The sequence below is a fragment of the Domibacillus sp. PGB-M46 genome (assembly GCF_022668875.1).
In the GTDB taxonomy this organism is placed as follows: Bacteria; Bacillota; Bacilli; order Bacillales; family Domibacillaceae; genus Domibacillus.
The window spans coordinates 265,520-278,982 of record NZ_JAKGCR010000003.1; the positions used below are offsets into that span (position 1 = coordinate 265,520).

Genomic DNA, 13,463 nt, shown 5'->3' on the forward strand with positions numbered 1-13,463 from the left:
GCAGATACGGCGAATGGGCTGCCAAAAACAGACGTTTAGCCGGCACGATTTCTGTGTTAAAATAAACACACATTACAACAAGGAAGTGATTCGGCGTGGCAGATGAGCAGATGCCCGTGAAAATCCGGGTGAAGACGGATGTAGCGCACGAAGGGGAAAAGGAAACGTTTGAGCTGTCGCTGTTTGGACGGCTGTTTAAAAAAGAGGGGTCCACATTTTTAAAATATGATGAAGTGCAGGATGAGGGGGTCGTGCACACCATCGTAAAGCTTGCAGACGCAGGGGCGCTTATTCTGCGGAGCGGTGCTTTGAAAATGCGGATGATTTTCGAAGAAGGGCAGCGGCTGAACGGCTCATATGAAAGCCAGTTCGGCACGCTTCTTTTGACAACCGATACCAAAACCTTTACCCACAACATGAACGATGCGGGCACCGGACAAGCCGAGTTAGTATATAGCCTGCTTATGCAGGGCGATGCAGTCGGCACGTATACGATGAATATCCACTATGAACTGGAGGAACAATTGTGAACATTGCAGAACAAATGCAGGCACAGCTCAAAGAAGAAATTAAACAAGCTGTCCTGAAAGCAGGACTTGCCGCAGAGAGCGAAATTCCTGCTGTCCTACTTGAAACACCAAAAGATAAATCACATGGTGATTATTCGACAAACATGGCGATGCAGCTGGCGCGGATTGCCAAAAAAGCACCACGCCAAATTGCAGAAGCGATTCAGGAAAATATGGACCTGTCAAAGAGTTCCGTTGAGAAAATTGATATCGCCGGACCCGGATTTATTAACTTTTACATGAATAACAGCTATTTGACGGATCTCGTTCCGTCTGTGCTGAAAGCGGGAGACGAATACGGAAGATCCAATGCCGGCAAAGGCGAAAAAATTCAAGTGGAATTTGTTTCAGCTAATCCAACGGGTGATTTGCATCTGGGCCACGCACGCGGCGCTTCCGTTGGCGATTCGCTGTGCAATGTATTAGATGCAGCTGGTTATGACGTCACGCGTGAATATTATATTAACGATGCCGGCAACCAGATCCATAATCTGGCCTTGTCTGTTGAAGCCCGTTACTTCCAGGCGCTTGGTCTTGAAAAAGAAATGCCGGAAGACGGCTACCATGGCAAGGATATTATCAATATCGGGAAAGAGCTGGCGGAAGAATTTGGCGATCAATTTGCCAATATGCCGGAAGATGAACGTTACAAGGCTTTCCGTGCTCACGGTTTAAAGCTGGAGCTGGCGAAGCTTCAAAAAGACTTGGCGGACTTCCGCGTGAAATTTGATGTGTGGTTCTCCGAAACCTCTTTATACGAAAACGGCAAAATTGACGAAGCGCTCAAAGCACTTGACCAAAATGGCCATACATTCGAAGAAGACGGTGCACTTTGGTTCCGTTCTACAGCATTTGGCGATGATAAAGACCGTGTTCTTCGCAAACAGGACGGTTCATACACATACTTAACGCCGGATATTGCGTACCACCGTGATAAATTTGAGCGTGGATTCGACAAAGTCATCAACATCTGGGGTGCCGACCACCATGGCTACATTCCGCGTATGAAAGCAGCCGTTGAAGCACTTGGCATGAAACCGGAGCAGCTTGAAGTAGAAGTGATCCAAATGGTGCAGCTGTATAAAGACGGCGAAAAAATGAAGATGAGCAAACGTACAGGCAAAGCGGTTACGATGCGTGAGCTGGTAGAAGAAGTCGGCCTGGATGCTGTCCGTTACTTCTTTGCAATGCGCAGCGGCGATACACATATGGACTTTGACCTTGATCTTGCGGTATCACAGTCTAATGAAAACCCCGTTTATTACTCACAGTATGCATACACGCGTATCTCCAGCATTTTGCGCCAGGCAGCTGAACAAGGCTTAACGGCATCGGCAGAAGCAAATGTATCATTGTTAACGTCTGAAAAAGAAGTAGACCTGCTGAAAAAACTGGGTGACTTCCCGCAGGTAGTCGCCGAAGCGGCAGAAAAACGTATTCCGCACCGCATTACAAACTATGTGCATGATCTTGCGGCAGGCTTCCACAGTTTCTACGGAGCCCATAAAGTGGTAGACAAGGAAAACGCAGAAGCGTCCAAAGCACGCCTTGCTCTTGTGCAGGCTGTACAAATTACATTGAAAAATGCATTGAAACTGATCGGTGTATCAGCACCGGAAAAGATGTAACAAATAAAAGAGCCTGTTCTTAAAATAAGAACAGGCTCTTCTTTTTTATGCATTGACTGAATGTTCATTCATACATTAGGATAAAGAAAAGGAATGGAAGGGACGTGAATGAAGATGAACGGATGGCTATGGCTGAATGTGGCTGCGGCGCTATTTGTAATCGCTTACTCCACCTTTTTGTTCATTTATTTATTGAAAACACGTTACACATTCATTCGGCTCGGTAAGAAAGAAGAATGGCATTCTAAAAGAAACGAACGTTTAAAAAACATGATGGTTCATGTGTTTGGCCAGAAAAAACTGCTGAAAGATAGAAAAAGCGGGGCTATTCACGTGATGTTTTTTTATGGTTTTTTGCTTGTACAGCTTGGAGCGCTCGATTTTATTATAAAAGGGGTGGTGCCGGGTGCCCATTTGCCGCTTGGTCCGCTTTACGGCTCTTTTACGTTTTTTCAGGAAGTGGTTACGCTCGTCATTCTCGCTGCCGTCGTCTGGGCATTCTACCGCCGCTACATTGAAAAGCTCGTTCGCTTAAAGCGCGGCTGGAAAAGCGGTCTTGTGCTCGTCTTTATCGGTTCCCTTATGCTGTCTGTTTTAATAGGGAACGGCATGTGGCTTCTCTGGCAGGAAAAGGCCGTCGGTTTCGGCTGGTCGGAGCCAATTGCCTCGCTCATTGCTATTCCTTTTGCCGGGCTTGCGCAGCCGGCCATCGTTGGCCTGTTTTATGTGATGTGGTGGGTGCATCTTCTGGTGCTGCTCGCTTTTCTTGTGTATGTGCCGCAGTCAAAGCACGCCCATTTGATTGCCGGCCCTGTTAATACGTATATTCACCGGCTCGAACAGGCGGGGACGCTTCGTAAAATTGATTTTGAAGATGAGGCGCAGGAGAGTTTCGGGGCAGGCAAAATAGAAGACTTTACCCGCGCACAGCTGCTTGATTTGTATGCCTGTGTAGAATGCGGCCGCTGTACTTCCATGTGCCCGGCAACCGGAACAGGTAAAATGCTGTCACCAATGGACTTGATTGTGAAGCTGCGGGACCATCTGACCTTTACTGGAGCAGCGGTTACTTCAAAGCAGCCATGGGTCCCGGCATTTGCTTTTTCCAACACAAAGGGCAATCAAATTGCTGAAGGGGCTTTTGTATACAGCCCGCAGCTGATTGGAGACGTCATCACAGAAGAAGAGCTATGGGCCTGTACAACCTGCCGGAATTGTGAGGATCAGTGCCCGGTTATGAATGAACACGTTGATAAAATTATTGATATGAGACGCTACCTGGTACTGACAGAAGGAAAGATGAACCCGGATGCACAACGGGCCATACAAAATATCGAGCGGCAGGGTAACCCGTGGGGACTGAATCGGAAGGACAAAGAAAAGTGGCGGGAGCTGCGCAGTGATGTTTACATTCCGACAATGAAAGAAGCACAAAAAGCGGGAGAGGAGCCGGAATATTTATTTTGGGTCGGCTCTATGGGTGCATTCGACAGCCGAAGCCAGAAGATCGCCCTATCGTTTGCAAGACTGCTCAATGAAGCAGGCATTTCCTTTGCTATTTTAGGCAGCAAGGAAAAAAATTCGGGCGATACGCCTCGGCGCCTCGGCAATGAATTTTTATTCCAGGAACTCGCTGCTGCGAATATAGCCGAATTTGAGAAGCATGGTATACGAAAAATTGTAACGATCGATCCACACGCATATAACGCCTTTAAAAGAGAATATCCGGATTTTGGATTTCAGGCGGAAGTGTACCATCATACCGAGCTGTTAGATACGCTTGTACGGGAAGGAAAGTTGAAGCCGGTGCATCCGGTAAACGAAACAGTCACTTTCCATGATTCCTGTTATCTTGGCCGGTATAATGATGTATATGACCCGCCTCGGAATATCCTGGCTGCGATTCCCGGAGTACGGCTCGTCGAAATGAAACGCAGCCGGGAGAACAGCATGTGCTGCGGGGCAGGAGGAGGCTTGATGTGGATGGAAGAGCATACAGGCCACCGCATTAATGTGGCACGTACGGAGCAAGCGCTAGAGCAGGCTCCATCTGTAATCAGCTCGGGGTGCCCGTTCTGCTTAACGATGCTCAATGATGGAACGAAAGCAAAAGAAATAGAAGAGACGGTTGCCACTTATGATGTGGCTGAGTTGCTGGAGAAGGCTGTTCTAGGGCAACAAAAAGAAGCGGGCGCTTCTTAATGAAAGGAGGACGGCGCAGGTGAAGGTAAGAAAAATCATGGTGATCGGTGCCGGACAAATGGGAGCAGGCATTGCACAGGTATGTGCGCAGGCCGGCTATGAAGTGGCTTTATACGATATCAGCCAGGCGAACTTGAAGGAGGGCTGGAAAAGAATCGGAAAAAATTTAGCCCGCCAAGTGGTAAAGAGGCGAATGAGTGAGGAAGAGAAGGGGGATATTCTGGCCAGACTGGAGGGCTCATCTTCTCTTGGCAACGCAGCGGAGGCTGATATGGTGATTGAAGCAGTCGTTGAGAATATGAACGTAAAGCGGGAGATTTTCTCGCAGCTGGATGAACTCGTCCAGGACCATGCTATTTTGGCTTCTAATACGTCTTCTCTGCCGATTACCGAAATCGCAGCGGCGACGGATCGGCCGGAAAACGTGATTGGCATGCATTTTATGAACCCGGTGCCGGTGATGAGACTGGTTGAAATTGTTCGCGGGCTTGCTACATCGGATGAAGTCCACAAGAAGGTAGAGGAAGTAGCTAGAACGATTGGCAAAGTACCTGTGGAAGTCAATGACTTTCCAGGGTTTGTATCTAACCGGATTTTAATGCCAATGATCAATGAAGCGATTTATGCTCTTTATGAAGGAGCTGCCACAAAAGAAGCCATTGATGATGTCATGAAGCTTGGTATGAATCATCCAATGGGGCCGATTGAGCTGGCGGATTTTATTGGGCTGGACACGTGTTTGTCTGTGATGGAGATTTTGCATGAAGGCTTTGGCGATGATAAATACCGGCCATGCCCGCTGCTCCGGAAATATGTAAAAGCTGGCTGGGTCGGTAAAAAAGCAGGGCGCGGGTTTTATATATACGAGTAAAGGAGGCGGGAGGGATGAATCTTGAGCTGACCGATGTTCAGCAAAAAACGCGTAATGCGGCCCGGCACTTTGCAGAAAACATAGCGGCAACCTTTGTTCCACAGATGGAAGCCGGCGAGTTTCCTTATGCACTCGTTCAAAAAATGGCAGAGCATGGACTGATGGGACTGATGGTGCCGAAAGAATATGGCGGTGCCGGGCTTGATTTTGTTTCCTACATTACGGCTGTTCACGAGCTGTCAAAAGTAAGCGCAGCGGCCGGTGTGATTTTGTCGGTTCATACATCCGTCGGCACAGCCCCTATTCTGGCTTTTGGAACGGAGGAACAAAAGAACACGTATATACCAAAGCTCGCCTCCGGCAAATGGCTCGGTGCTTTTTGTTTAACCGAGCCATCGTCGGGCTCTGATGCCTCTTCTTTAAAAACGACAGCACGCCGCGATGGAGATGCCTATGTTTTAAATGGTTCCAAGCTGTTTGTCACAAACGGCGGAGCAGCGGATTTATATGTTATTTTTGCCAGGTCGGAAGCCGGTATTACGGCTTTTATAGCCGAAAAAGGTACACCTGGCTTTCTCATTGGCAAGGATGAGAAAAAAATGGGTCTTCACGGGTCCAAAACGACGGCTCTTACCTTTGAAGACATGCGTCTGCCGCTCCAAAACAGACTTGGAGAAGAAGGAAGAGGCTTTCATATTGCCATGTCTAATTTGGACGGTGGACGGATTGGTATTGCAGCGCAGGCGCTCGGCATCGCAGAAGCAGCTTTTGAGTATGCAAAGAAAAACCGTGCAGGTATAGAGCTGGCTGATATGGCTGTATCGGTTGAGGCAGCCAGGCTGCTTGTCTATCGGGCTGCGTATTTACGTGCAGCCGGCCAGACATGCGGAAGGGAAGCCTCTATGGCCAAGCTTTTTGCTTCAAAAGCAGCGGTCGCCATCACAAGCCAATGCATCAGCCAGCTTGCCGGAAACGGGCCGGCAGAACGGCTTTTCCGCGATGCCAAAGTAACGGAGATTTACGAAGGAACATCGGAAATTCAGCGAATGGTGATCAGCAAGCATTTGGCAAAGGGGATGGGGAGATGAACTTCACATTGTCAGAAGAGCACAGCATGATCCGGAAAATGGTGCGGGATTTTGCGGAAAAAGAAGTTGCACCGTCTGCTGCCGAGCGTGATGAAGAAGAGCGCTTTGATTCAGGGATTTTTCACAAAATGGCGGAACTCGGCTTAACAGGAATCCCATGGCCGGAAGCATATGGAGGAATCGGCAGTGACTATCTTGCTTACTGTGTGGCCATTGAAGAACTCTCGCGTGTATGCGCTTCAACAGGTGTTACTCTGTCGGCTCATACCTCACTGGCCAGCTGGCCGATTTACGCATTTGGAACAGAGGAGCAAAAAAAGAAATATTTAAAGCCGCTGGCCCAGGGGAAAAAAATAGGTGCTTATGCACTGACGGAACCCGGAAGCGGTTCAGATGCGGCCAGCTTAAAAACAACAGCTCACCGTGACGGCGCCTCTTTTGTTTTAAATGGCTCCAAGGTCTTTATTACAAACGGAGGTGTTGCTGACTTATATATTGTTTTTGCGAAAGCAGAGGAAGGGATGACCGCTTTTATCGTAGAAAAACAATTTAACGGATTTTCAACTGGAAAAAAAGAAAAGAAAATGGGCATCCGTTCGTCCCCTACCACGGAAATTATCTTTGACAATTGCCGCGTTCCGGTAGAAAATGTATTAGGTGAAATTGGAAGCGGTTTTAAAATAGCGATGAAAACGCTTGACGGCGGCCGCAATGGCATTGCAGCCCAGGCGGTCGGGATTGCACAGGGAGCGCTGGATGCGGCACTTTCCTATGCAAGAGAGCGCCGGCAGTTTGGAAAACCCATTATGGCTAACCAGGGAATCTCGTTTAAACTCGCAGATATGGCAACTTCTGTTGAGGCGGCGAGACTGCTGACTTATCAAGCAGCCTGGCTGGAGTCAGAAGGCCTTCCATACGGAAAAGCATCGGCTATGTCCAAGCTCATGGCTGGTGATACGGCTATGTATGTAACGACGGAAGCCGTTCAAATTTTCGGAGGCTACGGGTATACAAAAGATTATCCGGTTGAGCGCTTTATGCGTGATGCGAAAATTACCCAAATTTATGAAGGGACACAGGAAATTCAGCGTCTTGTGATTTCCAGGTTTTTATCAACGTAAGGTGGTGTGAAGATGGAACGAGCGAAACGGCCGGTACCTACTTCGGTTAAAGACACACAACTGATTGAAAAACGGCGGGCTGAGATGATCCGCGGTTCTGTGCAATTATTTAAGCAAAAAGGCTTTCATCGGACGACAACCCGTGAAATTGCAAAAGCAGCCGGCTTCAGTATTGGAACATTGTACGAATATATTCGGACCAAAGAAGATGTGCTGTATCTTGTGTGCGACAGTATTTATGATCAAGTAAAGAGCCGAATCGAGCAAATGGATCTTGAACAGGGGACACTTGAAAATCTTAAGCTTGGTATCAGCCACTTCTTTTATGTGATTGATGAGATGCAGGATGAAGTTCAAGTATTGTATCAAGAGATAAAATCCCTTTCAAAGGATGTCCTTCCATATGTATTAGAAAAAGAAGAAGAAATGACAGCGATGGTGGAAAAGCTTATTCAGCGGTGTGTTGACAATGGTGTACTCGATATGGATAAAGACCATGTTCGTATACTGGCACAAAACATTTTTGTACTGGGACAAATGTGGGGCTTCCGACGTTTCATGCTTCAGGAGAATTTTGAGCTGGAGGAATACATTAACCTGCAGATAAACTTATTATTTGAAGGTGTAAAAGGATATGAAATAAAAGCCGCCCTCAAATGAGGACGGCTCAGACTGTTAGCAAACGCCTGCTTTCGGCGTCACTTGCTGGCTGTGAACGCTCGTGACCCCTAAAAGGTCACTCCGTTTCCCATTCAGCCGCGTTCCCGGAAAGGCAGACGTTTTTTTAATCAGTCTGCTTCCTTTTTTTATTTATAGTAAACCGCGCTTACGTTCTGAACGCAGTCTTTCATCATCGTCTTCGTCAATGTGCGCTTCTTCACGGCGCACGGTGTCACGGACTGTTTCGGTATCCTCTACTTTTCGTTTACCGACAACGATTTCTTCGGTTACAACCGGTTTTTTCGTTACTTCAACACGCTCTTCCGTTACAGGAACGCGGATTGTTTCCGTGTCTTCTTCAAATGCACGATCACCAAATGTAGACGCATCGCTGTCAGTTACTGGACGGCGCTCTACATACACTTCTTCACGCTCAACTGGCACATCAATGACCTGCTCTTCTTCTACAACTTCTTTTTCTACTTGCACTTCACCTGTTTGCACACGATCTTTGCTTACATTTAAGCGCTCTTCATGAAGACGAAGCTTTTCTTCCTCGTTCAGGTTGTCTGTTAAAGTACGGTCTGTATCAAACGTAGCGTTGCCGCCTAGGTTTGTATCCGTCAAGCCCGTCGTTGAATGGCCGGTTCTTGTTGAATCGAGGCCATCGTAATCGATCGGATCCAAAGTTTCTCCATCGAGGTCTGCTCTGTTGCCATTTGCAAGGCCTACTGTGCTGCTTGGATCATAATCGCTGCCATAGCGGGTTCCGTAATCACGATCTACATAAAGCAGCATGCCGCCATTTTCAATTTCGCTGTAGTAGCGGTCTGCTTCTGCATCAGAAAGACCCATGTTACGGAATCCTTCGCGAATTGGATCTACACCCGATAGGAAGGACATAAAGCGATCTCCCCAAGAGCCGCCTGCTGTTTCGATTTCAGCGTTTGTGCGTCCTCTGACCATTGATACTGCATCTTTATCTTTTACAGTAATATACATGTCTTCTTCTGAATATCCATTTGCTCTAAGCTCATCAATTTTTGCTAATAAATCTGTTTCATTATGGTATACGCCAATAAAGTTTTTGTTTTCCATGATAGTGTTACCTCCTGAAAGATTTAATGTTTTGCTGTTCTGTTTTTTGTATACCCGGTGCTTTGCGGGTGAAACAATTTCAAGCAAATTTGGTCACAATGATGCATATTTGTACTAAAAGTTTCTTTTTTGGTGAAAATACGGATAAAGCTGCTTTATTTATCCAGATAAAAGGGAATAATTATAATTAAATTTACATTCCCTACATATCCCTATTATAGTAAGAAGAGATAATAGAGTAGGAAAATGTCGAAGGAAAGGGTGGGAAAGTGTGAGACAGTTTCTTATCTGCGTAACCGTCGCAGCAGTTTCGGTCGGTTCTTATTGGCTTTACATAAAACAATTAGGTGCTGTGCCATTCCTGCTTCTTTCATTTTTCTTCTTCTATAAAGCGTATGAGGAGATAACAGGGAAAGCGAAAAAACGCCGTGAACGCAAGCAAATGGGCCCGTCCATCGCTCCTGCAGGAAAAAAAGCAGAAATCATCACATAAATATAGCGTAGAGGTCTTCTTTTTGTTTATAATGGAGAATATGCCAAAAACGTTTTTGCTCTTTTTTGGGCGTGCAAATAGAGAAGGGAAGTGCGGATGGTGAGCTTGCAACAACATTCGAAAGAAGAATTAAAGGAAATGTCATTTCTTGAACTGGCGCATTTGATCCTTGCCGATAAGCGGGAGCCGGTTGCATTTAACGATTTACTGTCTGAAATTCAAAAGCATCTGGAAATTTCAGAGCAGGAAGTAAAAGGCCGTATGGTTCAATTTTACACAGATTTAAACATCGACGGCAGCTTTTTGCCACTCGGTGAAAACCGCTGGGGGCTTCGTGCATGGTATCCAGTTGAAAAACTGGAAGAAGAAACAACAAATGCACCAGTGAAAACACGCAAGAAAAAAGCCAAAAAAGCAGTGGAAGATGATTTCGAAGAAGACATTCTTGAAGACGAAGACGATCTGATCGATTTCGAAGAAGAAGACTTTGACGATGAAGAAGAAGATATTGATCTGGATGACGATCTGGAAGATGATGATCTGGAAGATGATTTAGACGTTGATATCGAAGAAGACATTGACGATGAAGAAGAAGACTTTGATGAAGAAGAAGGCGCCGAGGACGAGTACGACCTTGACGATAAATAAAGCAGAATCTTCTCTTGACTATTTCATTCGTGAATTGTAGTATGTTATTTGGGCTCTTTACGAGACGAAGAATTTAGTCGATAACGCTCCTCTTACTGAGAAGTAAGTGGGGCGTTTTTTGTATTTTTTTGAGCATTATAACCATTGAAGGAGGACGTTCATTTTGACGAAATATATTTTCGTAACAGGCGGCGTTGTGTCATCTCTTGGAAAAGGAATCACGGCTGCATCTCTCGGCCGATTATTGAAGAATCGTGGGTTAAAGGTATTCATTCAAAAATTTGACCCATACATTAACGTGGATCCGGGAACGATGAGCCCGTATCAGCACGGTGAAGTGTTTGTTACAGATGACGGGGCAGAGACGGATCTTGACCTCGGCCACTACGAGCGCTTTATCGATATTAACTTAACAAAATTAAGTAATATCACAACAGGGAAAGTATACTCAACCGTTCTCCGCAAAGAACGCCGCGGTGAATATCTTGGCGGTACGGTTCAGGTAATCCCGCACATTACGAACGAAATTAAAGAACGCGTGTTCCGTGCTGGCAAAGAATCAGGTGCGGATGTGGTCATTACGGAAATCGGCGGTACGGTCGGTGATATTGAATCCCTCCCATTCTTAGAAGCGATTCGCCAAATTAAAAGTGATGTTGGCCAGGATAACGTATTGTACATTCACTGTACGCTTATTCCGTATTTAAAAGCAGCCGGTGAAATGAAAACAAAGCCGACACAGCACAGCGTAAAAGAGCTGCGCAGCCTAGGAATCCAGCCAAATATTATCGTCGTTCGGACAGAAATGCCAATTTCACAGGATATGAAAGATAAGCTTGCACTGTTTTGTGATATCGCAAAAGAAGCGGTTATTGAAGCGACAGATGCTGACACGCTTTATGCAGTGCCGCTTATGCTTCAAAAGCAAAACATGGACGAACTTGTTTGCCGCCTGCTGAAAATGCAATGCCATGAAGCGGACATGACCGAGTGGAATGCGCTCGTTGATAAAGTACGCAACCTGCCGAACAAAGCCCGTATTGCCCTTGTCGGAAAATATGTTGAATTGCAGGATGCTTACATTTCTGTTGCCGAGTCTCTTAAGCATGCTGGTTATCAATTTGATACAGATATCGAGATCGACTGGGTGAACTCTGCTGAATTAACAGAAGAAAATGCAGCAGAGCGCTTAGAAGGTGCAGCAGGCATCCTTGTTCCGGGCGGATTTGGTGATCGCGGTATCGATGGAAAATTGGCTGCGATTCGCTATGCACGTGAAAATAAAGTGCCGTTTTTCGGTATCTGCCTTGGCATGCAGCTTGCATCAATTGAATATGCACGCAACGTATTGAACTTGAAAGATGCTCATTCAGCAGAAATTGTGCCGAATACACCGTATCCGATCATTGATCTTCTGCCTGAACAAAAAGACATCGAAGATCTTGGAGGCACACTTCGCCTAGGTCTTTACGCATGTAAATTAAAACCTGAAACGCTGGCGCGTGCGGCTTACAATGAGGAAATTGTATACGAGCGTCATCGCCACCGTTATGAGTTTAACAATGAATTCCGCGAGCAAATGGAGAAAGAAGGCTTTATTTTCTCCGGTACAAGCCCAGATGGACGTCTTGTAGAAATTGTAGAAATCGCGGATCATCCATGGTTCGTCGCTGCACAATTCCATCCGGAATTTACGTCGCGTCCAACTCGTCCACAGCCGTTATTTAGAGAATTCGTACGGGCTTCAATCGAACACAGCTAATAAAAAAACAGGACCGCCTTTTGCGCCGGTCCTGTTTTTTTATATGTAATGACTGAAACCTGATGGAAATAAAGTTTTTCTTTTTAAACTGCCCGGGCACTGTCACTCATATTCAGCCATCATTTCCTCGATCGTCATTTTTAATAGGAAGTAAACGTACAAACCGGCAATTGACGAAGGAAATCCTGTCCGGCCGCCTTCTTCGTCAGGCAGCAGCCCTTTTGTCAGGCGCAGATCAATAAACACGTCTGCTGCTTCCTCAATGCCTGCTGCTTCCCGTTTAGAGGCAATAGCCGCGAACGGGATATTGCGGCTTTGCAGTTCCTTGGCCAGGCCAAGAGCTTCCGCATCATCGGAAAAGCGGGTGGCAATCAGCACACGATCTGCTTCGGCTAAGCGGGCATCCTCTGTCCACCTGCGGATGTCAGGCAGCCTCTCGGCACCATGAATCGCTTCTGCTTCAAGAGCAGCCATTTCGCCGAATCCCTTCATATAAATAGTTCCTTCGCCAAGCAGTCCTTGAGACAGGAGGCGTCCCGCGTCTTCGATGGCGAATTCCTCTTTTTCACTAATCCGTTTCAGCAGCCCGTTCAACTGCGTCGTAAACATTTTTGACAACCATAATCACTTCTTTCGTTTTCTTTATTATAGTGAAGTTCTCCTAAAAACGCACACGTCCTGTGTGCAACGGAGAACCCAGAACGTCCTGGTTCAAGTAAGTTCTCCTAAAAACGCACACGTCCTGTGTGCAGCGGAGAACCCAGAACATCCTGTTTAAGTAAAATGAAAAAGGGAATTTGCAGGGTTCTGTCGAATGTAACAAACAAAAGGATAAAAACGGAAGGCGCTATATTTAGGAGGAAGATAAAAATGGCAGCAACAATTCTTATAGTGGACGATCAATATGGAATCAGAATTTTGTTGAATGAAGTATTGAAAAAAGAAGGGTATCAAACTCTTCAGGCAGCAAATGGACCGGAAGCAATTCAGCTGGCGAGAGAAAATGTTCCGGATTTAGTGCTGCTTGATATGAAAATCCCAGGTATGGATGGCATTGAAATTTTAAAGCGGATGAAGGCAGAAAATCCAAACATCCGGGCCATTATTATGACGGCTTACGGAGAACTGGATATGATTCAGGAAGCAAAGAATATCGGCGCCATTATGCATGTTCCGAAACCATTTGATATTGATGATATCCGCCAAACCATCAAAGAGCATTTAACGCTTTAATGGAATAAGTAAATTGTGTTGGTAATAAAAAGACGAATTTGATATGATACTAATGTGGTTTTTTTCATGAAGCAAACATTTCCCTTAGAG

Annotated in this window: 13 protein-coding genes; 11 read left to right on the forward strand and 2 right to left on the reverse strand. The window is 46.1% G+C overall.

Going from position 1 to position 13,463, the window contains the following annotated elements:
• Positions 1-95: 95 nt before the first annotated feature.
• From L2D08_RS05440 to L2D08_RS05470, 7 genes are all read left to right on the forward strand, one after another.
• Entirely contained in the window at positions 96-530 is a 435-nt protein-coding gene (locus tag L2D08_RS05440) for a YwiB family protein (protein ID WP_242232730.1), read from the forward strand.
• On the forward strand, positions 527-2,197 hold the full coding sequence (gene argS, locus L2D08_RS05445; RefSeq protein ID WP_242232731.1) for an arginine--tRNA ligase: 1,671 nt from the start codon (positions 527-529) through the stop codon (positions 2,195-2,197). Before L2D08_RS05440 ends, argS begins: the two co-directional genes overlap by 4 nt.
• Before the next feature lie 114 nt (positions 2,198-2,311).
• On the forward strand, positions 2,312-4,399 hold the full coding sequence (locus L2D08_RS05450; RefSeq protein ID WP_242232825.1) for a 4Fe-4S dicluster domain-containing protein: 2,088 nt from the start codon (positions 2,312-2,314) through the stop codon (positions 4,397-4,399).
• Positions 4,400-4,418: 19 nt separating this feature from the next.
• On the forward strand, positions 4,419-5,270 hold the full coding sequence (locus L2D08_RS05455) for a 3-hydroxybutyryl-CoA dehydrogenase (protein ID WP_242232732.1): 852 nt from the start codon (positions 4,419-4,421) through the stop codon (positions 5,268-5,270).
• Positions 5,271-5,284: 14 nt separating this feature from the next.
• A complete protein-coding gene (locus L2D08_RS05460) occupies positions 5,285-6,358 on the forward strand; it encodes an acyl-CoA dehydrogenase family protein (protein WP_242232733.1) in 1,074 nt (357 codons plus the stop codon).
• Positions 6,355-7,479 carry an acyl-CoA dehydrogenase gene (locus L2D08_RS05465; RefSeq protein ID WP_242232734.1) on the forward strand — a complete coding sequence of 375 codons (1,125 nt, stop codon included), beginning with the start codon at positions 6,355-6,357 and terminating at the stop codon, positions 7,477-7,479. Before L2D08_RS05460 ends, L2D08_RS05465 begins: the two co-directional genes overlap by 4 nt.
• 12 nt (positions 7,480-7,491) lie before the next feature.
• Positions 7,492-8,139 carry a TetR/AcrR family transcriptional regulator gene (locus tag L2D08_RS05470; protein WP_242232735.1) on the forward strand — a complete coding sequence of 216 codons (648 nt, stop codon included), beginning with the start codon at positions 7,492-7,494 and terminating at the stop codon, positions 8,137-8,139.
• A gap of 150 nt (positions 8,140-8,289) precedes the next feature.
• Here the strand turns inward: L2D08_RS05470 and L2D08_RS05475 are convergent, their stop codons facing one another.
• Positions 8,290-9,237, reverse strand: a complete 948-nt coding sequence (locus tag L2D08_RS05475; RefSeq protein ID WP_242232736.1) for a YsnF/AvaK domain-containing protein — start codon at positions 9,235-9,237, stop codon at positions 8,290-8,292.
• Between the two features lie 271 nt (positions 9,238-9,508).
• On the opposite strand from L2D08_RS05475, the gene L2D08_RS05480 reads away from it, so the two are divergent.
• From L2D08_RS05480 to L2D08_RS05490, 3 genes are all read left to right on the forward strand, one after another.
• Complete coding sequence (locus L2D08_RS05480) at positions 9,509-9,730, forward strand: hypothetical protein (RefSeq protein ID WP_242232737.1); 222 nt, start codon at positions 9,509-9,511, stop codon at positions 9,728-9,730.
• Positions 9,731-9,826: 96 nt separating this feature from the next.
• Positions 9,827-10,378 (forward strand): DNA-directed RNA polymerase subunit delta, encoded by a 552-nt coding sequence (gene rpoE / locus L2D08_RS05485; protein ID WP_255821824.1) that lies wholly within the window; start codon positions 9,827-9,829, stop codon positions 10,376-10,378.
• A gap of 163 nt (positions 10,379-10,541) precedes the next feature.
• Entirely contained in the window at positions 10,542-12,140 is a 1,599-nt protein-coding gene (locus tag L2D08_RS05490) for a CTP synthase (protein ID WP_242232739.1), read from the forward strand.
• Between the two features lie 102 nt (positions 12,141-12,242).
• Here L2D08_RS05490 and L2D08_RS05495 read toward each other — a convergent pair whose 3' ends face one another.
• A complete protein-coding gene (locus L2D08_RS05495) occupies positions 12,243-12,749 on the reverse strand; it encodes a DUF2529 family protein (RefSeq protein ID WP_242232826.1) in 507 nt (168 codons plus the stop codon).
• A gap of 261 nt (positions 12,750-13,010) precedes the next feature.
• On the opposite strand from L2D08_RS05495, the gene L2D08_RS05500 reads away from it, so the two are divergent.
• Positions 13,011-13,373: a response regulator gene (locus L2D08_RS05500; protein WP_242232740.1), complete on the forward strand. Its 363-nt coding sequence runs from the start codon at positions 13,011-13,013 to the stop codon at positions 13,371-13,373.
• Positions 13,374-13,463 lie beyond the last annotated feature (90 nt).

Coding starts and splice junctions, on each gene's coding strand:
- L2D08_RS05465 (WP_242232734.1), top strand. CDS start 6,355: ATGAACTTCACATTGTCAGAAGAGCACAGCATGATCCGGAAAATGGTG.
- L2D08_RS05470 (WP_242232735.1), top strand. CDS start 7,492: ATGGAACGAGCGAAACGGCCGGTACCTACTTCGGTTAAAGACACACAA.
- L2D08_RS05450 (WP_242232825.1), top strand. CDS start 2,312: ATGAACGGATGGCTATGGCTGAATGTGGCTGCGGCGCTATTTGTAATC.
- L2D08_RS05460 (WP_242232733.1), top strand. CDS start 5,285: ATGAATCTTGAGCTGACCGATGTTCAGCAAAAAACGCGTAATGCGGCC.
- rpoE (WP_255821824.1), top strand. CDS start 9,827: ATGGTGAGCTTGCAACAACATTCGAAAGAAGAATTAAAGGAAATGTCA.
- L2D08_RS05495 (WP_242232826.1), bottom strand. CDS start 12,749: ATGTTTACGACGCAGTTGAACGGGCTGCTGAAACGGATTAGTGAAAAA.
- L2D08_RS05475 (WP_242232736.1), bottom strand. CDS start 9,237: ATGGAAAACAAAAACTTTATTGGCGTATACCATAATGAAACAGATTTA.
- L2D08_RS05500 (WP_242232740.1), top strand. CDS start 13,011: ATGGCAGCAACAATTCTTATAGTGGACGATCAATATGGAATCAGAATT.